We start from the raw sequence: 20933 nt of genomic DNA on the forward strand, positions 1-20933 counted from the left end.
GGTTGAGCCCGGCCGGGACTATAATTGTGCGCACCACCAATATGGGATAAACCGTCATAAGCGACAAGAACCGACAAAAAAGTGGGATACTTACCTATGGGTAAGAATAGGACGTATACGCCGAAAACGGCAGCCGACGGAGTAGAGGCAGCGCTCAAGCTTATAGATGGACGATGGAAACTCTCTATCCTGTTTCAACTTTTCGGTGGGAAAACGCTGCGATTCTCTGAACTGGAAAGAGCGATCGACGGTATCTCCCAGAAGATGTTGATCCAGCAACTTCGCCAGCTTGAGCAGGACGGCATCGTGCGCCGCACCGTTTATCCCGAGGTGCCGCCCAAGGTGGAGTATGAATTGACGGACTGGGGCCAGCAACTCTGTCCTGCGCTGGATGCTATTTTGACATGGGCGGAGCAGCGCCCGGAAGGTTTGACGCCAACCCCCACCAGGAAAACCACTGAGACAAGCTGACCCCGGATGCACCTGCCTCATGATCCTATCTTGAGCGCGCAAACGCCCCGGTTATGACCAGGGCGTCACCAGATATTTCTCACCCGTGCGCATCGCGCGGTAGTCCGTCACCGCGTCTTTTGTGAGCATTTCTTCAAGGTTCACGCGTTTTTTGTAGCTGCTCGCGAACGTGGTGGTGAGGTTTTCAAGCACCCGCTGGCGCATGCGTGCCGCCACTTCCATACCCACCGATTGCAGGAACGGGAACAACAGCCAGCCAGAGAGTGTCCAGCCGAAACCGTAACTCGGCGTCAGCACCGTCGGGCTCACATCCAGCCGGCCATAGATGAACATGCGCTTCTGTTGGTTGGAGCCATAGCGCGAGTATTCCGTCATTTTCGTCACCGCCACCTGCTCCATCGCCTTGAAGGCGGTATCAACCGCCTTGCCGCCGCCAATGGGGTCAAAGCCATAAAACGCATCGGTGTCGTCAATCGCGGTGCGCAGCTGGTTCATGAAATCATCGTCTGATGAGTTCACCACATGGGTGGAGCCAAGCTTTTGAAGCAAGCCGACCTGCGCATCCTTGCGCACAATGTTCACGAGCGCGAGGCCGTCTTCCTTGCAAATGCGCGTCAGCATCTGCCCGAGGTTGGAGGCCCCCACCGTGTGCAAAATGGCACCTTGTTTGTCCATCTTGGCGTTCTCGGCAAAGCCAAGTGCGGTCATCGGGTTCACGAACGCGCTCGCGCCGTCCTCCGCCGTGTGGTCACCCAGCGGCAGGCACATTTTGGCATCCACAATGCAGTATTGGCTGTAGGCATTGCCGGGCACACACGCCACCCGCTGGCCCATCAGCGCCTTGGCCATGTCACCGTCGCCCGTGGCAACCACAGTGCCAGCCCCTTCATTCCCCGCCGGGAGCTTGAGGCCATGCCGCGCTTTTGAGCCGGTGTTAAAGGGCTCAGGCATGGTGGCCACAAACTTGCCGGTGGAATAGTCGGCATTCTCAAGGTCCGCCGCACTCGTGAGGATCGCAAGGTCGGATGGGTTAATGGGCGCCGCTTCCATCTTCACCAGCACCTGATTGCCGCTGGGGTCCGGGAAGGTCACGTCCTCAATCGCGACGGTGAGCGTGCCGTCACTTTCAAGCGTGGTGAAAAGTTGTTTGCCCTTTGTGCTCATACCCTTGTCTCCTTCTCACAAATGCGGTTTATGCGCTGCCCGCCAGCCGGGGCCGCCACATATGTTTGTTATTAGGTCATGTAGCGCGGTTGCGCTAAAGGCAAGGCGGTGGTGGGCGGATTGGTGCTACTGGGAGGATGGCATGCAGCCGTCGCTGCCAACTCTGGTTGTTGTTCATGCACCTATGAGATAGTATAACTCATACACAATTGAGCAAACCAAGGATATCAGCGTGTATATCGAAAAATTGGTTATCAGGAACTTCAAGAAATTCCAAAATATCACCTTTGAGTTTAACAGCGACACAAACATTATTGTTGGAGATAATGATTGTGGCAAAAGTACGCTACTTGAAGCAATTGAGATTTGCCTAAATTGCACGATCCATGGCCGACCCTTGGCAGGAGAATTAACGGCTGAGTTATTCAATAATCAGACAGTTCAGGCATTTTTGGATAGTGAAGATTCTCAAAAAACGGCAGATCGACTGCCTGAAATTCTGATTGAGGCCTATTTGGCCGATGCGCCCGACGAACTAAGGGGCATCAACAACAGTCTAAATGAGAACTGTACAGGCATATTCGTCAAAATTAGCCTTAGTCCGGGTTTGGAACCAACATATGCGAGGCTGCTCGAGGACGGCAAAGTCAATTCACTTCCGACCGAGTTTTATGCAGTTGAATGGTATGACTTTGCGTGGAGGAAGCTAAATAAGTTTGTTAACCCAACCAAGATTTTGTGTGTTGAGCCGGATAGGCTGCATCCTACTTATGGTAAGAACAAGTATATCAATAATATTTTAAGCGAAACCCTAGACGAGGCCGCTAGATCGACCCTCAATTTTGCGTATCGTCAAACGAAAACTCAATTTGATGCCGACGCTGAAGTCGTTCGAATAAATGCGGCGCTGGACAATGATCACAAGATCACTTCAAAAGGCCTCAAGATTACGACTGATGTGAAGTCTAATTCCACTTGGGAAAGCAACCTTCATCTAGCGGTGGATGACGTACCCTTTGCACACATAGGAAAAGGTGAGCAAAGTCAAATCCAGATCAAACTCGCACTCCACAATAACGCCGACACTCTAGACCTTGTGTTGATTGAGGAGCCTGAGAACCATCTCTCACACATGAATTTGACTAAGCTGATCAGTTATGTTGAGCAACACCATGCGAGTAAGCAGCTTTTCCTAACCACACACAGTTCGTACGTCCTAAACAAGTTGAGCATGGATAAGCTTTGCTTGCTTGGAGAAAATTATACAAGGCTAAAAGACTTAGATGGAGCGACAATCAAACGCATTAAACGTTTACCCGGATATGACACTCTAAGAATTGTTCTGGCTAAAAAGGCAATACTTGTTGAAGGCCCTTCCGACGAACTCGTTGTAAAAAAGTTATTTAAAGATGTGTATGGCAAGCTACCCGAAGACATAGGCATCGATGTTATTGTTGTTAGCGGACTTGGTTTCAAAAACTACCTCAACATTGCAAAAATTATTGGTACCCAAACATTAGTGGTCAGAGACAACGATGGTGACTATGAAGCTAACGTTGTAAATTGGTTTGCGCCCTATGATAATATTTCCCATCTGCAAATCTCGTCTGTTGAAGACAATAGCTGGAACTCGCTTGAACCAGCCCTAATAGAAACAAATGGTGAGACTATTGAAGCCCTTAATCGCTTTGCTCTGGTCGCATTGTCGGCACAAAAGAAAGCTGAGCTCGACAACATAGAAGGTTTAGCGGGGAAGAAAGCTTTCCTAAAAGACCTCTTCAAGGACGATGGTGGCAAGAAGGTAGACACGGCAATCAGGATTTTCGATAGCGTGCCCAACAGCATCACCTATCCCGAGTATATTCGAAAGGCACTCGAATTTGCCGAATAGATTTAGTCTTGCGAGCGCCGGCGCCGGTAAAACCACCAAATTGGTGGGAGACGCTTTAGGTGCCTCTGAAGCGAATAGGACTGTCTTAGTCCTAACCTACACCCGCAACAACCAAGCTGAAGTAATCAAGAAATTTCGTGAAATAAATGGCCACGTTCCCCATAACGTTCGCGTTAAGGGCTGGTTTGCCTTTCTGCTGGAGGACATCATTCGCCCCTATCAGCGCAGTTTTTTTGATCAGCGAATTTTGAACGTAGAGTTTGATGAGAAGGACCCACACAGACGAGATCGTTATACCTTACCTGGGCGGGCAGAGATCATCCATGGGCGAATGAACCCTCGTCACTACTTAGTAAATAGGAAAGCCCACACGACATACATTTCCAAGCTAGCAGTAAAAATCTGTATAGCACGAAAATCCGGTCGAGGCAGAAATGCAACGTATGATCCGACCCAGCGGCTTTCAGCAATCTATGACCTAGTGATCATTGATGAGGTTCAGGATTTAGTCGGTTGGGACTTCAACCTACTGGAACTAATTATAAAGGCGAGCCCTATTGAACTGCACTGCGTTGGAGATTTCAGGCAAACCGTCTACCAAACTTCACATGCAGCAAAAGGCCCCCGAACTGCGCTACAGAAAAAGCAGTGGTTTCGGAGTATGAATTTCGAATGTACCAATCAAAATCACAGCTATCGATGTATTCAATCGATATGCGATTTGGCTGATTCAGTTCACGAACATGAAGCTTACGCGCCAACAGAGTCTCTTGCTGGGAAAGTCCCCGAAAGCCTCGAAGGTCATGTCGGAGCTTTCTACGTGTCAGAAGAGAGTTTCCCGACCTATATGGCTCGTTATAACCCTCTGATCTTGCGCTGGAGTAAGCGGTCTCGCCCCGATCAATCTATAGGGTATGTTTGCCAAAATTTTGGAGAGTCAAAAGGGTCCACATATGATCGGGTGCTGATTTTTCCGACACCCGCAATAATACAGTTTCTACTTGGAAACCCTATGCCTCTTCGGAATTCGCCGGAGGCACTTAATAAGCTCTATGTTGCAATTACGAGAGCTAGGTACAGCGTGGCATTTCTGATGGACGAAGCACCGCGACGGGATGACGTTTCAATTTGGCGCCCGGTCGAAAATGGAGATTTATGATGCAAGCAAGAGTCGTTCTAATAAACAGGCAACGCGGTATGTATGCGGCACAGATAAGTGGTGCTGAATACGTAATCTTTGAACTGATGGACAGCGAAACACCGGAACATGGTGACATAGTATCTCACCCGAATTTCTACTCAATGGGGAGTGAAACCTTTCGCAACCTCAGCCAAGGCTGCTACTTTGATGTGTACGTGCAAAATGTTTGCGGAGCATCTCAAGTGAGACAGCAGTGCTTCTTATAAAATATCAGATTGCCGGCCTCCGGGTTGGCAACACCTCGCCAACCTCCAACGCCCACTAAGCGAGGGCCCGTCACGTATTGCAATATTGACATTGCAAATCATTCTTAATAGCTTGCCCGCACCTTGATACTCAGGCGGGTTATGGGCGTATGCGCCCCGTGGCCCGCCGTGCGCGCACAAACAGAGGGGTCGCGATGCCAGAATTATCCTATTTGATGGTGCTTGCCGCCGTGGTGCTGACCTTTGCGGGCATTCTTGTGTTGCGGCAGGCCTGGAAGAAAAAAGGCGCGCGCGACCTGCGCCTTGTGGCCACCGGCTGGGCGTTGATTGCCTTTTCTTTTGTGCCGTGGGTTAGCACCAGCACGCCAGATTGGGGCAGTGCGGTGGCGCTTTGTGCGCTGATGATGGTTGGGCTGGGTGCCATTGCCTATGCGGCATGGAAGCAGCCTGAAAGCCGCAAGGCCCAAAAAGCGCGCACGAGAGACCGTGCGCTGCGTGACGTGGCGACGGGAGAAAAACCCCCGCGTGATTGGCGGCGGGGCCTGCAGCGCACACTCACCTTCCTGCTGGCGGGGCCCATTGCGGGGGCGGCGTCGCTTTACCTCACGCTGTTTCTTTATGGGGTGCTGCAACAAAGCAACCCACAGGGGCAGGTGTTTGCAGCACTTTTTGCTTTCCCGCTTTTCTGGGCGGTGCTGTCTGTGTTTGCCACCTATGACATGCCAGCCCTGCGCCGGGGCGGTATTGTGTGCCTGAGCGGCGTTCTGGGTGTTGTTGGCACCTATCTGGTATCTTGAGGGGAGCATGGTGATGGCGTCCAATAGCCAAGCAACTGTATCTGGCGGCAAAGCAGCGACGCCAAACGGGCAGAAGGGTTTTGTGGCCCAGATGCTTTCCGGCCATTCGGCCGTTGGCCTCGCCGTTGGGGCCTTGATGTATATCATCTGTATCTCCGGCACGCTGATGGTGTTTCATGAAGAGTTCCAGCGCTGGGAACAGCCGAACGCCACCGAATTTGCCGTGGGCGGGGCGGGGCCTGCGGCAGTGGCGCGCGCGGCGGATGCTGGCCTTGCGCGGGCGGGGGAAACACCGCATCATTTTTATGTGGCGCTGCCCACCGAAGGCTTGCCGCGCATGAGCGTGGCCTATGACGACAACCACGGCTGGTATGCGGACGCGGACGGCAACCTGGGCGAAGAAGTGCATCATCCGTGGTCAGAATTTCTGGAAGGTTTGCACTATTACCTGCACCTGCCGAACACGCTGGGGCTGACGGTGGTGGGCATTTTGGGCGCGATGCTGGTGGGGCTCGTGATATCCGGCGTGCTGGCGCACCCGAAAATCTTCCGCGATGCTTTTGCCATGCGGCTTAAGGGCAACAAACAGCTGGCGGAAGCTGACCTTCATAACCGCTTGAGCGTGTGGGGCGCGCCGTTCCACTTTATCGTGGCGGTAACCGGGGCGGCCATTGGCCTCGCGTCTGTGCTTTCCTATATCGCGGCGGAAACATACCTTGAGGGGGATTTTGAAGCCTTTTATGAGCCCGTGTTCGGCTCTGACCCCGCGCCGGATGAAACACCGGCACCGCTCGCGGATATCCGCACGGCGCTCGTGAACCTCAGGGCTGAGGCGGAAGGCGTGGTGCCGTGGTATGTGATGATGCATGACCCGGCCACCAAGGGGCAGGGCGCGATTATCCTCGCCGAGCATCCCGGCCGCCTGATTTATGGTGAAAACTATTATTTTGACGCAGCCGGCACCATCACCGGCAAGCTCGGGCATTCAGACGGCCCTGTGGGCCAGCAGATTATTGCGAGCGCTTACACCGTGCACTTTGGCTCCTTCGGTGGTTTGCCGGTGAAGCTGATTTATGCTGTGCTCGGGCTCGCGATCTCCATCGTCTCCGCCACCGGGGTGAACATCTGGTTGATCAAACGGCGGGAGAAGGGGCGGCCTGCGCCCAAGCTTGAGCTCGCGTGGGCGGCCACCGTTTGGGGCACACCGCTTGCGCTTGGCTGTTCGTTCATCGCGGCGACCTCCGGCCTCGCCGAGGACGCGCTGGTGACCGGGATTTTCTGGCTCGTGCTGTTGGGGCTTATCAGCCTTTCGCTGCTGGCCACTGACCGCGCGGCTTTCTCGCGGCTCCTGCGCGGGGTGACCGGTGTGCTGATCCTCATCGGTGTTGCCATCAAGTGGGCTGCCTATTGGGGTGAGGTGACATCACCGGCGGCGGTGTGGGTGAATGTGGCGTTTCTGATGACGGCGGCGATTTTAATCTGGCAGGGGTGGCCGAAGGGGCGGGTGCGAAAATTGGTGCCTTCAGCGGCTGAGTAAGACGGTGGGCAAGAGCTGAGTGAGGCGAGCGAGCCAGCGTGGCGGGCTCTGCCACACGTTACGCCTCACCTGCGCCACACATACGCCACACATTCCCCGTTTTTCGCCCCGGATTCCGCCACAGATTCCGCCACACATGCCACAGTTTTGCGGTATTATAGTACCGTTTTAAGGCTTTTTGGGTGGTTTCGGGAAGAAAGCCGGGGTGCTTTCCATATAGGCTTCATAGCCCGGGCGGCGCTTTTTCATCATGCGCTCAAGCATGGGCACGCCCGACCATTTCATCAAGATAAAGCTCATGAGAATCGGCGCAAAAATCAGCGTAAGGTCATGACCTATAAGCCATATTCCCCACCACACGCAGGCGTCGCCAAAATAATTCGGGTGCCGGGTCCAAGCCCACAGGCCGGTGGTCAGCACCTTGCCTTCATTTGCCGGGTCAGCCTTGAAACGCACAAGCTGGTGGTCCCCCACCGCCTCAAAAAACAGGCCGACCGCCCATATCGCTACGCCTAATATACTAAATAAATCAATGGCTTGTGGTGGTTGCGCCAGAAGGCCAATCACCGGTGCAACAATGATCAGGATCAGCACCCCCTGCAGCACAAACACGATCCCGAGCGAGTAGAGATGGCGGCTCAGCCCTTCGCGCTTGCCGATAATTTTCACATAGCGATAGTCCTCACCATGCGCCAGGTAGCGCTTCAATAGGTGGTAAGAAAGCCTTATTCCCCAAAGACTTAGGGCGAAAAGCACTACGGTTTGCGCAGACCCGATATGCGGCAAACCGTGGGCCGCGGCAAGGGCCGTGATAATGAAGCCGGTGCCCCAAAAAGCGTCAATAAAACTCACATGACCCCGAAAAATGCTGATAATCCAAAGGGTTAATACCGAAATACCTAGCGCGGTCGCGCCGTTCATATATAAAGCCTGCATATCATGTCTCCACTTCCCTCCTTGTACGAACTAGGGGAAAACTGGATTGTGTCATTCAATTATTTTCGAGAAGATTTGCCGCAACGCGGTTTGCCGGGCTATATGGGGCAGGAAAGGATCATCATGGCTGAACAGGCGACGATCATAGATTTTCTTGGCGCAAGCCTTCGGGGGCTTGAGGCGTCCGGCCGACCGCTCCTCAGCCCGCGGGAACAGGACGTGGCCGATGAGATCGCCTCGTCCCTTGATCATGCGCTTGAAACCATGGTGTCTGAACTGGAGGCAGTGGCGTCCTGCCAACAGGAGGAAGAGGACGGCCCGGACGAGGAACTGCCACCCTTTGAAGCTTTTTGTGTTGGCTTGAAACGGATTGGCGACACTCTAATTCCGCATCTGGTTGAAGAGTTTCGTATTCTTTGCCAAAAGAAGGGCGCGCCCGTGCGGCCCTTTGGCTGGATCATCCGGGCGAGAGCGGATGCGTTTGTGGCTTACCTGCTTCAGGTGGCGCAGGTTCATGGCCTCGCGTTTGATGATAGCCTCGAGCGTGTCGGCAAAAACGAGCAGATTGTGCTCGCGCATCTGGGGGCGGACCTGCGCATGCTGATGCAGCGGGAGTTGGACAAGCTGGAAGGCTGAGCCAAGGTTGAATTGTCGTTCAGCATTCGTTCAGCCTTGTCGCGATAGGCTTAGGGGGAAATTGAGCAAGCCGTGAGAACAAGAATGAAACAAACAGCTTTGTGGCCAACTCTACTTGTAGCGATGATCACCTTTGGCGGCACCACAAGTGCAGGCGACGAAAAGATGACCCGGTCCGAGAAGCGGATGGCCCGGATTATGGAAGACTATAAGCCGACGGGTAACGTGAAACACTGTGTTTCGTTGCGGTTCCTGCGCGATTCCACCATCGTGGACGACCAGACCATCTTTTTCAAAAGTGTGGGCAAACGCGCCTATATGAACCGCCTGCCGCATAAATGCTCCCGCCTGTTTGCGGAGGAGCGTTTCATGTATTCCACCTCCATTTCATCGCTTTGCAAGATGGAAATCATCACCGTGCTCGATAGCTTCGGGCGCCAGTGGGGCAGCTGTGGCCTCGGTGAATTTGAAGAAATGGAAAAGCTTTCAAAGGCTGAAAAAGCTGAAATGGCCGCCGAAAAAGCCGAAGCAAACAAGCCTGATACTGAGTCAAACTAACCGTATCGCACCGCCTCTCTTCACTGGATTAGAGGCGGCAAATCCCTTCAAGTGTGGCGTTTTATCGCAGCGCCCCTGCATTTTGTCGCATTCATGTTCCGCTAAAACGGGAATGGGTTCATACCGCGTTTTGTAACTATATTACAAAGCGACGCGAGGAAACCCAACCCATGAAACTCACAGAGCAGAGCCTGAAGAATCCGGCCGCTGTCATGGTTATTGCAGCCATGGCCCTTGTGCTGGGCGTGGTCATGTTGACCAAACTGCCAGTGCAACTTTTCCCTGCCATTGAGCGGCCGCAATTGGCCGTGCAAACCTTCTGGCGTGCCGCCAGCCCTTCCGAGATCGAATCAGAGATTGTGGAGCCGATTGAGGAAGTGATGCAGGGCATCCCCGGTATGGAAGAGATGCGCACCTTCTCAAACCCCAGCTTCGGTTTTGTGTCGATGGAGTTTGCGCTTGAGACCGATATGGACCATGCGCTTATTGAGGTAATCAGTCGCTTGAACCGCTTGCCGCCGCTTCCCGCAGATGCGGACCGCCCGCAGGTTCTGATGAACGGTGGCGATCCCTCAGGCGAAACGCTGATTTATCTGTTCACCCAGTTTCAGGAAAACAGCAAGCTCGCGCAGGACGACTATGTAACCTTCATCGAAGATGAGGTAGTGCCACAGATCGAATCTGTTGAAGGCGTGTCGCGCGTGTCCGTTGAGGCTGGCAGTGGCTTTGGCGAACAATTACAGATCGAGTTTAACGCGGTTCGCGCAGCTGAACTTGGCATCAGCATCAATTCCATCGCGCGCGTGATTGGCCGTACGGTTGATAGCTCAGGCGGGTATCTTGAGGTCGGCCGCCGCCGGTATCTTCTGAATTTTCAGGGCCGCTATGATCCCTCTGAGCTGAGTGAGCAAATCCTTGATTGGCGTAACGGTAAACCCGTAACGCTTGGCGATATCGCGACGGTGCGTGTTGCACCACCAGACGCCACGCAGGTGGTGTACCAGAACGGCAACCCCGCGATTGGTATGCGCATTGTGCGCAACAGCGGCGCCAACGTGCTGGCAACCATTGATCGCCTGACCGAAAAGCTGGACGAGCTGAACGCTGGCATGCTGGCCGAACGCGGTATCTCTATCCAGAAATCATTTGACCCATCCGTCTTTATCAAGCGCGCGATCAATCTCCTCAGCACCAACCTTCTTGTGGGTGTGCTGCTGGCGGTTGGTGTGCTGTGGTGGTTCCTGCGCCAGATCAGGGCAACGCTTTTGATCGCGCTCACCATCCCGGTTTGTTTGCTGACGACGATTATCGTGCTTGCGCTCTTTGGGCGCACGGTGAATGTGATCTCGCTTGCGGGGCTCGCGTTTGCGACCGGTATGGTGCTTGATGCGGCCATTGTGGTGCTGGAGAATATCGTCCGGCTGCGCGAACGAGGTGAAAAGGCGACTATGGCGTCGCTTCTGGGTGCATCCCAGGTTTGGGGCGCGCTGCTTGCTTCAACCGCTACTACCGTTGCGATTTTTGTGCCCATTCTTTTCCTTAAGGATGTTGAGGGCCAGTTGTTTGCCGACCTCGCACTCACCATCGCCATCGGGGTGGGTATGTCACTGATTGTGGCGGTGACGATCCTGCCGGTTGCGGCTGAGCACTGGCTCAAAAAACTGCCATCCAATGAAGATGCCGGGAAACGCGGCCGTGCCTTCGCGAGTAAACTGATGTGGCTGACGGGGTCGCCTATGCGTCGCATTGCGCTTATTGGTGGCCTGATGTCTGGTGCTGTGCTTTTGAGCTATACCATGCTGCCAAACCTCAACTATCTGCCGCCTGTGAAGCGGGATGCAGTTGATGCGTTCATGATGTTCCCATCAGGCGCAAACGTCGAGACGATCGAAAAAGAGATCGTGAAACCAATTGTTGAGCGGCTTGAGCCTTACATGAAAGGTGAAAAGGAACCTGCGCTCAGGAACTATTACATCATCACTTTCCCGAACGGTGCCGCCGGTACACTAGGTGTTCGTGCGAAAGATCAGTCCAAGGTGCAGGAGTTGCAGCGCCTTGTGAACGAAGAGATCCTTGTGGGCTTCCCGGATGTGTTTGCCTTTGGCCAACAAGGCAACCTTTTTGGCGGCTTTGGTGGCAATGGCTCGGTTCAGATGCATATCCAGTCGCGTGACCTTGATGGGCTCAGGGATGTGATCTCAACCGCGATGCAGCTTGTGCAAGAACACCTGCCAGGTGCGCGTGCGCAGCCTAACCCGGACCCGAACGTGATCTCGCCTGAGCTGAAAATTCGCCCCAACGACCGCCGCCTTGCGGAGGTTGGTTTTACCCGGAACGAAGTTGCAAACATCGTTCGGGCGCTGGGTGATGGCCTATGGCTTGGCGAGCATTTTGACGGCGAACGCAGGGTGGACATGATCCTGAAGTCGCAAGACTGGGCGGAGCCTGAGATGCTGGAAAGCGTACCGGTTGCGACGCCTCGTGGTGGCACGGTGGTGCTGGGCGACCTCGTACAGATTGAGCGCGGTGTGGGCCCAACCTTTGTGCAGCGTGTTGACCGCAAGCGTACAGTGACGCTGAACATCAACCAGCCGGATGATATGGCGCTTGAGGATATGGTCGCCATTCTGAAAGAGAAGGTTGAACCGCAGCTTAAGCCGATGATGCCTGCTGATGGCCTGATCTCATATGGCGGTAGTGCAGATGCGCTTGACCGTGCGGTTGGCTCGTTGGCGGTGAACTTCATTTTGGCGCTTGGCCTCTTGTTCATGATCCTAGCGGCGCTGTTCCGCTCGCCACGGGATGCGATGTTTGTGGTGATCACCATTCCACTCGCTACAGTGGGCGGTGTGCTTGCGCTGCAGATACTCAACCTGGTTTCCTTTGCGCCGCTTGACCTCCTGACGATGATTGGTTTCATCATTCTGCTGGGCCTTGTGGTGAACAATGCGATCCTTCTGGTTGCACAAACCCGTGCGGGTGAGGCCGAGGGCTTAACGCGGGATGAGGCGGTAGAGCGGGCGCTTGCGCTGCGTCTTCGCCCCATCTTCATGAGCACGCTCACCTCCATCATGGGTATGTTGCCGCTTGTGCTGTTCCCAGGCGCGGGCAGTGAAATCTATCGCGGCATGGCGGCGTGTATCGTCGGCGGCATGTCCGTATCAACAATCTTTACTTTGGTGCTGTTGCCAGCGCTCCTGCGTTTCAAAGAAGCGGGGTTGATCTCCGCCACTTTCGCGCGGATGCGTCGCCGTAGCCTGCACCCAGCTGAATAAACAATAAAATGCGAGGATGTATCATGTTTTCAAAAAAGGATGAGAGGGGCATGCGCCCGAGGCGATTTGTGATGACCACGCTGGTCGGCATGGCACTGGGGTTGGGGGCAATGCCTGCCCAAGCCCAGCAGCAACAGCCGCCAGCATTGGTTGAGATTGCCGAAGCAAACGCGGAGATGATGGCGCCGCAGGCATATATGCCGGGCACCGTGATCAGCCGGAACGACAGCCGGATATCTGCCGAAATTGCAGGGCGTGTGGTTTGGGTGGCCCCTGAGGGCACGCTTCTCAAGGAAGGTGATGTGGTTGCCGAAATTGACGACCGCAACCCGAAGCTTGCGCTTGCGCGCAGCAAAAGCCAGATCAAACGCCTTGAGGCACGGATCAGTTATTTGCGCTCAGACCTCAAGCGGGTGCAGGAGCTGGCGGAAAACAACAACGTACCACCAAGCCGTGTTGAAGAAGCAGAAAGCACGCTTCTGATGACAGAAGAGGAGCTTTCGCAGGCCCGTGTGGCGGCAGAGCAGGCTGAGGTTGACCTTGACCGTACCAAAGTGCGCGCGCCTTTCCCGGGCAGGGTGGTAGAGCGGCTCGCGCAGGCGGGTGAGTATTCCTCTCCCGGTCGTCAGATTGCCCGGCTTGTGGATACCGAGCATCTGGAGGTAAGTGCGCAGGCACCCGTGACACTTTCACGTATGCTGGCGGACGGGCAATCTGTTGTGCTGAAACGGGATGCGGAAGTGATTGATACAAACATTCGGGCCATTGTGCCGGTTGGGGATGCTTTGAGCCGCACCATGGAGATCAGGGTGACAGTGCCTGCGGACGGCCATTTTGTGGTTGGGGGTGCAGTGCAGATTGGTGTGCCGGCCAGTGCACCCCAGCAGGTGGTTTCCGTGCCGCGTGACGCGCTGGTGCTGAGGAACGACGGCACCTATGTTTTCCGCGTTAAGGAGGATAACACGGCTGAACGCCTCTTGGTGACAACCGGTGCCGCAACCGGCACTCGTGTCGCGATCAAGGGCGGGATCGAGAATGGCGATAAGATTGTTGTACGGGGCGGTGAGCGCTTGCGGCCCGGCCAAGCCGTGCAACTCCGCGACGTTGCGACCCAAACGGCAAGCAGCCGTTAGGGCCAGGCGGTGCTGTTTCGAGTAGTTGATGGCGAACGATACCAAAAACACTGTTGGCGATAGCCGCAACCCGGACCATAATGCCCGCGCGCAGGAGGCTTCATATGAAGTTCCCGCGCGCGGTTTTTATGAGCAGGAGCCCGCAAAGCGGCGGGAGAACCGGTTCAGCGTTGAGGTAACTCGGGGGAATCTGTCGCCTATGGACAGTCTTTTTGGCGATAAAGAACGGACATTCTGGATATTTCAGATCGGGGGCTGGACCGGCTATTGCCTGCTCAGGACATTTCAGGCGATCACCAGCGGCCAGGACCTGTATCACTATACCTGGGTTATTATTGCAGCGGCCTTGATCGGCTTCGCGATGACAAGTGTTATGCGCAATCTCTACCGCATGGTGCGGGAATGGGCGCTGCATTGGCTTTTGCTGTGCGTGATTTTTGTGTGTGGGGCCTGCGGGCTTATCTTCTCCTCCATTGAGCTTTATATTGCGCCGTTCCTGATGCCAGGCTGGGTGCCTTTCACAGGCCTCGAGCTTTTCGGGAATGCCATGTTTGAATCGACCGCGCTTTTTGCATGGTCGGCGCTTTATTTTGGCTACCACTATTACCAGAGCATGCAGGAACAACAGGAACAGGTGCTGAAAGCAACAGCCATGGCGCACCAAGCCCAGCTGAAGATGCTGCGGTATCAGCTAAACCCGCATTTCCTCTTTAATACGCTGAACGCAATCTCGACCCTTGTGCTTGAGAAGTCGGAGACAGAAGCTAACCAGATGCTGACCAAGCTCTCAAGCTTTCTGCGGTTCACGCTTGTGAACCAACCCACGCAGCGCATCAGCCTTGATCAGGAGCTTTATGCGTTGGGGCTTTACCTCGATATTGAAAACGTGCGTTTTGGCGACCGCCTGAAGGTGGATTTTGATATCTCTGAGGCAGCCAAAACCGCACTTATTCCCAGCCTGCTTTTGCAGCCACTTATTGAGAACGCCATCAAGTATGCCATCGCGCCATCGATTGAAGGCGGCACCATACGAGTGAACGCTGACGTGAAGGACGGCAAGCTTGTTGTGCTGTTGGAGGATGACGGACCGGGGCTTGCGGACCTTGAGAATATCGTCAGCCAGTCTGGCTCAGGTGTCGGTATCGTCAATACAAAAGAGCGGCTTTTGCAGATCTACGGGCCTAACCACAGGTTTGTGCTGACCAATCTGGAGCCAAGCGGCTTGGGTATCCGTATTGAAATCCCTTGCGAACGAGAAAAACGACCCTAAGCTTTAGGGATAGAAAGACGACAGGACTGAATTTTATGGCTAAAATTCGTACGCTACTTGTGGACGACGAACCGCTGGCTATCCGGGGGCTTACCATTCGGCTCCAGCCATTTGATGATGTTGAGATCATTGGCTCCTGCTCGAACGGGCGGGAGGCTGTGAAGTCGATCAAGGAAATGAAGCCTGATCTGGTGTTCCTTGATATCCAGATGCCGGGGTTTGATGGGTTCTCCGTGCTGCGGTCCCTTGTGGGGGAGGCGGAAATTCCGCTCGTGGTGTTTGTAACAGCCTATGACCAATATGCGCTTGAAGCGTTTGAGGCACACGCGCTTGATTATCTTCTGAAGCCTGTTGAAGAAGAACGGCTGGCGGAAGCTATGGCCCGCGTGCGTGAACATATGGCGCAGCGCATCGCCATTGAGCAGAACGCCCGGCTTGTGGCCCTGATTGAAAAGATGCAGGACCCGCCGGTTGAAGCTCTAACCGCGCTGCTTGAAAAGCCGCTCGACAATAAAGACACCCGGTTTGATCCGCACCTGCGCATAAAGGACCGTGGCCATATCACCATTGTTGATGTGGCGGACGTGGATTTCATTGATGCGGCAGGCGACTATATGTGTATCCATGTGGGTGACAAAACCCACATCCTGCGTGAGACCATGAAAACCATGGAACGCAGGCTCGACCCAAGGATTTTCCAGCGCGTGCATCGCTCTACCATCGTGAACCTTGATAAGGTGCGCGAGGTGAAGCCGCACTCAAACGGGGAGTGTTTCCTCACTCTTGAGAACGGCGCAGAGCTGAAGGTAAGCCGCTCCTACAAAGATGTAGTGGGGCGTTTCCTGTAGCCGGTAACTCTGAGGTATCTATGCCAACCATCTCGAGCATTATGCGCTACCCGGTTAAGGGACTTGCGGGGCAGGCGGCGTGAAGCTCAAGCTGATGAAACATATCGTTCGCTGCAACGCGACGAATGTAAACCTTGAAACGGCTGAGGTTGACCAGAACCTGCCAAAAACGTTGATTAAAGAGTTCGGTGCTAACCTGATGGGTGTGTACTTCCTTGTCGAGACGGCCGGGAATGTGCAACCGCGGGATCAGTTCACCGCTTTGTAAACTATATTGATTTCGGTCAACCAGAATTTCCCGCTGACAGTCTCCTAACGCTTTTTATCTATAACTAGGGGGCTGGCGGGTCTTCCCGGGTGCGCTGGATATAGTAGGTGCGGAGGTTTCTTCTACCACGGCCAATTAGCTCACTGTTCTTTCTGATGTAGTCTATAAAGCGCCAGTCATGGCCATACTCAGGGTCTTGAGCTGGTGCCTTTTGGGCAATGCTGGTGCGGGCGATGATTTCCGCGTGCCCAACGTGATTGAGAACCAGTTTTGGATCCCTGATTTTTTGTCCCTTGACGACGGTTTCAAACAAGGCGAGGTCAAATCCGCTTCTCACGGCCGTGCTATAGTAGTGCTCGAAATGCAAAGGGCTAATGCGGTCATCGTTATCAAGGAAAATCATATATTCCTTTGTCGCCATCGCGATTGCACGATTTCTAGCCTCATAACCGTAGCCGCCATAGTTTTTTTCCAGGTTGAATGCCTTGATGGTATTGCCCCGGTCTTCGGCGGTCTTTCTTGATTGCTGGAAATTGGGGTCGTCAAGCAGGTCGGCAAAGTCTGGGCAACCATCTCCAATCAGGATCAGTTCCCAACCGTCTGAGGTTTGATTAAAGATATCGGTTAACATGCGGCGCGTAGATACAGGCCGCCCAAAGCAGGTCATAATAGCGGTAAGATCAACTGTCATTTGTAATTTCTATAGATTTTGGTGTTTATGAAACACTAAATATAATATTCGGGTGGATATAGCAAGTTGCTACATAAAAAATTCATAATGTTAACCATATGAATTCAATCGGTAAAATGACTGGGATTTGTCTCGCTACACATACATTAATGTGTGATGTCTTAAAAGACCTATCTAGCGCTTTTTATGCACCTTTTTCTTGTTTTAAGCTGGTTTGGTGGCTCGAAAAAGATACTGGTAGGTCGACCAATCCTTTACGCGGGCGGGGTGAACTTGCTCAGGGGTTTTATCCAGGAGCTTCGCGAGATTGGCAACTGATCGGCGAGTTTTGTTTTCGTTCACGATAATGCTTCTGCATAGCTCAACCTCCAGCCCCGCATTGTTCAGCAGGTCCATAAAGGTTGATCGAGTGAAAAAGCGTAAATGTGTTCGGTCGAGAAGGCCCTGGTCCTGATATCTGAAATGTCCGTTATACAGTTCGTATATCATGCTCCAATGCGAGGCATTTGGGATGCAGATGCAGACTGTGCCACCAGGTTTCAAGAATTCGAGGTGATACTTGATGGCTTTCCACGGGTCTGCGAAATGCTCAATCACATCGCCATAGATCATCAGGTCGAAATAGTTCTTTTCGAGGCTTGCGGTTTCCAGATCCAGGTTTTCAGCGTTACCGATCAGTACTTTTTCAAAGGTTTGGCGGGCCTCTTGAGCAGCAACTTCGAAAAGTTCAACACCCACACTATACGCATGAGGCACTCTTTCTTTGTAAGCCCCCATGAACCGGCCTGAGCTGCAACCGAATTCCAACACTTTTTCCGCGTCAGGGCAGATGCCAAGTAGGTCTTGGTTGATGTTGGTGTAGTAGACGGAGCCGGTCATCAGAACTGACCAGATGCTGTGGTGCGTGCGTAAAAAAGTAGCCTCAAAATTGCGCCTCGAACTGCCAAGCATTTTCACCTATAAAACCGTTCACTGCGGAACTCTACTCTAATGAGCCTACTTTAAGCAAGCAGTCGGCAATCATGGTTCGGTGGGTCGTGGCGGCGCAGATGTATAGTGAAGATGTCTATTGTCTGGCCTCGATCAGCCGATCATAAAGTACTTTTAGATTGGCGAGGTGTTCCTCTGCACTCACGATCTTGGTGGCAAGGGCAGCCTTTTTCATGCGGTCCAGTTTGGGTCGGTCTTGGTGCAGGTCCATTAGTATATCATGAACTCGCCCTAAGCTATGTGGTCCAACAATAAATCCATTTTCGCCGTCACGGACACGCTCACCAGGAGCACCCAAATTTGAGACGATTGGCACCGCACCTGCAGCCCAAGCCTCGCTTAGCGCTATCATGTATGTTTCAGGAAAAATAGACAGATGCAGGGACACGTCGTGCCTGGAGATCAGCGCAAATACATCTTCTGGGTCATAACCGCCATGAAACTCTGTTTTGGGAAGGTTTAGTTGTTCTCGAAGCCGGGTGATATAAGGCTGTGTTATATCCCCGAGAACAGTGAACCGGACCGGAAGGTGCGACATGCCGGCCATCAGGTACATCGTCGATTCAGCACCTTTGTATGTGGAGAAATTGCCCGGTATTGCGACCCTGAGTTCCGTCGGATCACCATCTAGCCTTTTTGATGCCTCATCGGCGCTGAAGGGCATCAGCATTTCTATTACATGACTGGTGTCTTTCGGGACTTCAGGATACATGCGCATCATGGCGTCACGCGACCATGTAGTGTTAAAAACAATGGCGCTTAGATCCGGAAGAATATCGGCGATAGACTTGCGCCGTTTTTTTTGCCAGCCAAAAGGCAATTTGTGCGTGGTCTGCAGGCAGAAGTCACACTGACTTTTAGCCTCCTCAAAAATATTACAATAGCGATTGGTGTGATCAACAAGAGTGTATTTGGGGCAAATCATGTAATGGTCATGCCACGTAAAAATACATGGTATTCCTTCCTGTCGACTGATCCGTGGAAGGGAGAGGGGTGTTTCTATGAAATGTTGGAAATGGACCAGATCGACCTTGAAGCGCCGTAAAAGCTCTCGAAAAAGATAATTTTGTTCTGACCCGCGTGCGCCGCTAACAGCTTTGTCTTTCACAAGTGGTTGGTCGATAACCTTCTTCGTGTGATGTGCAAATCTCCAATGAGCTTTTCCGTCAATGGTGACGGGATGGAGCATCGATACATTGTACCCCGGCATTGTTTTTAGCCGTTCCTGATACACCTCTATTCCTCCACCTTTGAAATCGCCCACCACATTGTGCGTGACAACGAGCAGGTGTTTGTCGATGTTGGAGGATTTGGTCATTATATTCTTAGCCTTGCTCAGTTTGGACGTTGATCACATATAGGTCACGGCCTAGTGTGGCGCATAAAATCCTTACACCTTGATTGCCAAGCGCACGTCTTCATTAATTCTGATAAGTAGGGGACGTTCAACTTTGGTGAAGTATTCGTCAACAGCCTTTCTGGCGCCTGCCCAATGGCCATAGTCGTCTATGATCAGAACACCGCCAGTTGTTAGTTTGGGGTATAAATATTCCAACTCGCATTTTGTGGATTGGTACCAGTCAGTATCGAGCCGGAGCACGGAAATGACGTTTGGTCGTTTCTGGGGGATTGTTTTTAAAACATCGCCTTTGATTAGGTTAACCGGAAAGGCGAAATTCTGCTGGCGAAAGGTGTTTGAAACATCTTGGACCGACGCATAACACCAGCCGTTTTCATCGCTGAACTTCTCCATCAAGCTGGAAGCGGTGTTGCCGTTTTTATCAACGTCATGTTCCGTTGGTTCAGACATGCCCTCAAAGGTATCATACAAGTATAGTGACCTGCCGGAAATGCCGCGCTTTTTCATGATAAGACCAGCAAGTAGCGCGCTGCCACCTCGCCAAACACCGCACTCCACTATATCGCCCGCTATATTTCGGTCCAGCACATGGTTCACCGCGCTATAGAGTGCGAACATCGCAGGTTTGTCCGTCATGGTATATAGTTTGGAAGCCGCAAACAGTTCGGAAAAAACAGGATCAGAGTCGATATCAGGCACGGGCTTGTCCACCAATATCGCGCTTTGCTTGGATGAGTATTCAATCTTTCTGCCAGTGGTTTTCATTGGTTCCTCCTCACACGATCAGGCGCGGAAAAAGCTGGAAAGAAAGTGTGCCCATTGTAGATCGACCTGGCTGAGGAGGTTTGAATTCACAAAATATTGGTCCGGCATTTCGGAGAGGGCCGGCTTGTTATAAGTGGTAGGGTCTACGACCGCTAGATGTTCCAGGAATTCGTATGTTTCGACCGCATCATGAGGCACCGCGAGTATATTTGTTTCGGTATTGCCGCGGAAAATATCTACCTGATTTTGGCGTATATTAAACTTCGGGAACGCTTTTGAGACAGACCAAAAACATTTATAATTCAACCTTCCAAGCAACGCCTGAATTTCTGTGAAATTGCTCTCGGTATTCTGTTCGAAAAAGATGACGGGGCGCTGGCGGTCAAGTGTATCGAATGCCCCTTCCAGAACCTTTCTCTCCATACCTTCTACATCGATCTTGATAAGTGAGCATCTTTCGAGCTTCAGGTCATCGATGGTCAACTGAAGCAGAGGGGATATTGTAGCTTCCACAGGCGATGCTGTTTGAAAGCTGGTGGCACCTAGGTTGCTTTCATTGGAAATAAAAGCGGGTGAAAAGACAATCTCAGAGCTATCACTGACCAACGCGTTATACAGGGTGAGGTTATCGAGGTTGTTGATCTGGGCGTTGATGTTGAGAATATCGTAGTTGGTTTTGAGGGGCTCAAAGGCGATTACCTGACCATGTTTTCCAACCTTTTTGGAGAAGAACAACGCATGAAAACCGACATTTGCGCCCACGTCGAGAACCAGATCGCCACGCTTGATGGTTTGATTAAGAATGGCAATCTCGCCAGGAGCCCATTCACCATAGATCCGGAGTGATTCGCCAATACATTTATCTCTGCGGTCATGCACCATGTTGCCAAAGCGTGTGGGATAACAAACAAGATCTTTCTTCATCACAAGCCTTCT

At 52.8% G+C, this 20933-nt stretch carries 19 protein-coding genes; 12 read left to right on the forward strand and 7 right to left on the reverse strand.

Annotation, left to right across the window (positions count from 1 at the left end; genetic code table 11):
* The first annotated feature begins 96 nt into the window (after positions 1 to 96).
* Positions 97 to 471 carry a winged helix-turn-helix transcriptional regulator gene (locus ACN0XZ_RS12005; protein ID WP_417458013.1) on the forward strand — a complete coding sequence of 125 codons (375 nt, stop codon included), beginning with the start codon at positions 97 to 99 and terminating at the stop codon, positions 469 to 471.
* A gap of 51 nt (positions 472 to 522) precedes the next feature.
* On the opposite strand, the gene ACN0XZ_RS12010 is transcribed toward ACN0XZ_RS12005, so the two are convergent.
* The gene (locus tag ACN0XZ_RS12010) at positions 523 to 1635 is read right to left on the reverse strand and encodes a zinc-binding dehydrogenase (RefSeq protein WP_417458014.1); all 1113 of its coding nucleotides are present in this window, start codon (positions 1633 to 1635) and stop codon (positions 523 to 525) included.
* A gap of 232 nt (positions 1636 to 1867) precedes the next feature.
* Between ACN0XZ_RS12010 and ACN0XZ_RS12015 the strand changes: the two genes are divergently transcribed.
* From ACN0XZ_RS12015 to ACN0XZ_RS12030, 4 genes are all read left to right on the forward strand, one after another.
* Positions 1868 to 3526, forward strand: a complete 1659-nt coding sequence (locus ACN0XZ_RS12015) for an ATP-dependent nuclease (protein ID WP_417458015.1) — start codon at positions 1868 to 1870, stop codon at positions 3524 to 3526.
* Entirely contained in the window at positions 3516 to 4685 is a 1170-nt protein-coding gene (locus tag ACN0XZ_RS12020; protein WP_417458016.1) for an AAA family ATPase, read from the forward strand. Before ACN0XZ_RS12015 ends, ACN0XZ_RS12020 begins: the two co-directional genes overlap by 11 nt.
* A gap of 442 nt (positions 4686 to 5127) precedes the next feature.
* Positions 5128 to 5730 (forward strand): hypothetical protein, encoded by a 603-nt coding sequence (locus ACN0XZ_RS12025; RefSeq protein ID WP_417458017.1) that lies wholly within the window; start codon positions 5128 to 5130, stop codon positions 5728 to 5730.
* A 13-nt stretch (positions 5731 to 5743) separates the two neighbouring features.
* The gene (locus ACN0XZ_RS12030) at positions 5744 to 7267 is read left to right on the forward strand and encodes a PepSY-associated TM helix domain-containing protein (RefSeq protein ID WP_417458018.1); all 1524 of its coding nucleotides are present in this window, start codon (positions 5744 to 5746) and stop codon (positions 7265 to 7267) included.
* 168 nt (positions 7268 to 7435) lie between these two features.
* Here the strand turns inward: ACN0XZ_RS12030 and ACN0XZ_RS12035 are convergent, their stop codons facing one another.
* Positions 7436 to 8203: a DUF1295 domain-containing protein gene (locus ACN0XZ_RS12035; protein WP_417458019.1), complete on the reverse strand. Its 768-nt coding sequence runs from the start codon at positions 8201 to 8203 to the stop codon at positions 7436 to 7438.
* A 123-nt stretch (positions 8204 to 8326) separates the two neighbouring features.
* On the opposite strand from ACN0XZ_RS12035, the gene ACN0XZ_RS12040 reads away from it, so the two are divergent.
* The 7 genes from ACN0XZ_RS12040 to ACN0XZ_RS12070 all read left to right on the forward strand — a co-directional run bounded on the left by ACN0XZ_RS12040 (position 8327) and on the right by ACN0XZ_RS12070 (position 16191).
* Entirely contained in the window at positions 8327 to 8839 is a 513-nt protein-coding gene (locus ACN0XZ_RS12040) for a hypothetical protein (RefSeq protein WP_417458020.1), read from the forward strand.
* Between the two features lie 84 nt (positions 8840 to 8923).
* On the forward strand, positions 8924 to 9397 hold the full coding sequence (locus ACN0XZ_RS12045) for a hypothetical protein (RefSeq protein WP_417458021.1): 474 nt from the start codon (positions 8924 to 8926) through the stop codon (positions 9395 to 9397).
* A gap of 170 nt (positions 9398 to 9567) precedes the next feature.
* Positions 9568 to 12672, forward strand: a complete 3105-nt coding sequence (locus tag ACN0XZ_RS12050) for an efflux RND transporter permease subunit (RefSeq protein WP_417458022.1) — start codon at positions 9568 to 9570, stop codon at positions 12670 to 12672.
* A 23-nt stretch (positions 12673 to 12695) separates the two neighbouring features.
* Positions 12696 to 13805 carry an efflux RND transporter periplasmic adaptor subunit gene (locus ACN0XZ_RS12055; protein WP_417458023.1) on the forward strand — a complete coding sequence of 370 codons (1110 nt, stop codon included), beginning with the start codon at positions 12696 to 12698 and terminating at the stop codon, positions 13803 to 13805.
* 28 nt (positions 13806 to 13833) lie between these two features.
* The gene (locus ACN0XZ_RS12060; RefSeq protein WP_417458024.1) at positions 13834 to 15075 is read left to right on the forward strand and encodes a sensor histidine kinase; all 1242 of its coding nucleotides are present in this window, start codon (positions 13834 to 13836) and stop codon (positions 15073 to 15075) included.
* A gap of 35 nt (positions 15076 to 15110) precedes the next feature.
* A complete protein-coding gene (locus ACN0XZ_RS12065; protein ID WP_417458025.1) occupies positions 15111 to 15923 on the forward strand; it encodes a LytR/AlgR family response regulator transcription factor in 813 nt (270 codons plus the stop codon).
* A gap of 79 nt (positions 15924 to 16002) precedes the next feature.
* A complete protein-coding gene (locus ACN0XZ_RS12070; RefSeq protein ID WP_417458026.1) occupies positions 16003 to 16191 on the forward strand; it encodes an MOSC domain-containing protein in 189 nt (62 codons plus the stop codon).
* Between the two features lie 64 nt (positions 16192 to 16255).
* Here the strand turns inward: ACN0XZ_RS12070 and ACN0XZ_RS12075 are convergent, their stop codons facing one another.
* The 5 genes from ACN0XZ_RS12075 to ACN0XZ_RS12095 form a co-directional block, all read right to left on the reverse strand.
* Complete coding sequence (locus ACN0XZ_RS12075) at positions 16256 to 16882, reverse strand: glycosyltransferase family 2 protein (protein ID WP_417458027.1); 627 nt, start codon at positions 16880 to 16882, stop codon at positions 16256 to 16258.
* A gap of 204 nt (positions 16883 to 17086) precedes the next feature.
* Entirely contained in the window at positions 17087 to 17833 is a 747-nt protein-coding gene (locus tag ACN0XZ_RS12080) for a class I SAM-dependent methyltransferase (RefSeq protein WP_417458378.1), read from the reverse strand.
* Positions 17834 to 17948: 115 nt separating this feature from the next.
* Entirely contained in the window at positions 17949 to 19190 is a 1242-nt protein-coding gene (locus ACN0XZ_RS12085) for a glycosyltransferase family 4 protein (RefSeq protein WP_417458028.1), read from the reverse strand.
* 72 nt (positions 19191 to 19262) lie between these two features.
* Positions 19263 to 19997 carry a TylF/MycF/NovP-related O-methyltransferase gene (locus tag ACN0XZ_RS12090; RefSeq protein ID WP_417458029.1) on the reverse strand — a complete coding sequence of 245 codons (735 nt, stop codon included), beginning with the start codon at positions 19995 to 19997 and terminating at the stop codon, positions 19263 to 19265.
* 18 nt (positions 19998 to 20015) lie between these two features.
* Positions 20016 to 20921, reverse strand: a complete 906-nt coding sequence (locus tag ACN0XZ_RS12095; RefSeq protein WP_417458030.1) for an FkbM family methyltransferase — start codon at positions 20919 to 20921, stop codon at positions 20016 to 20018.
* Positions 20922 to 20933 lie beyond the last annotated feature (12 nt).

It is taken from the genome of Kordiimonas sp., assembly GCF_048264555.1.
Lineage (GTDB): Bacteria > Pseudomonadota > Alphaproteobacteria > Sphingomonadales > Kordiimonadaceae > Kordiimonas.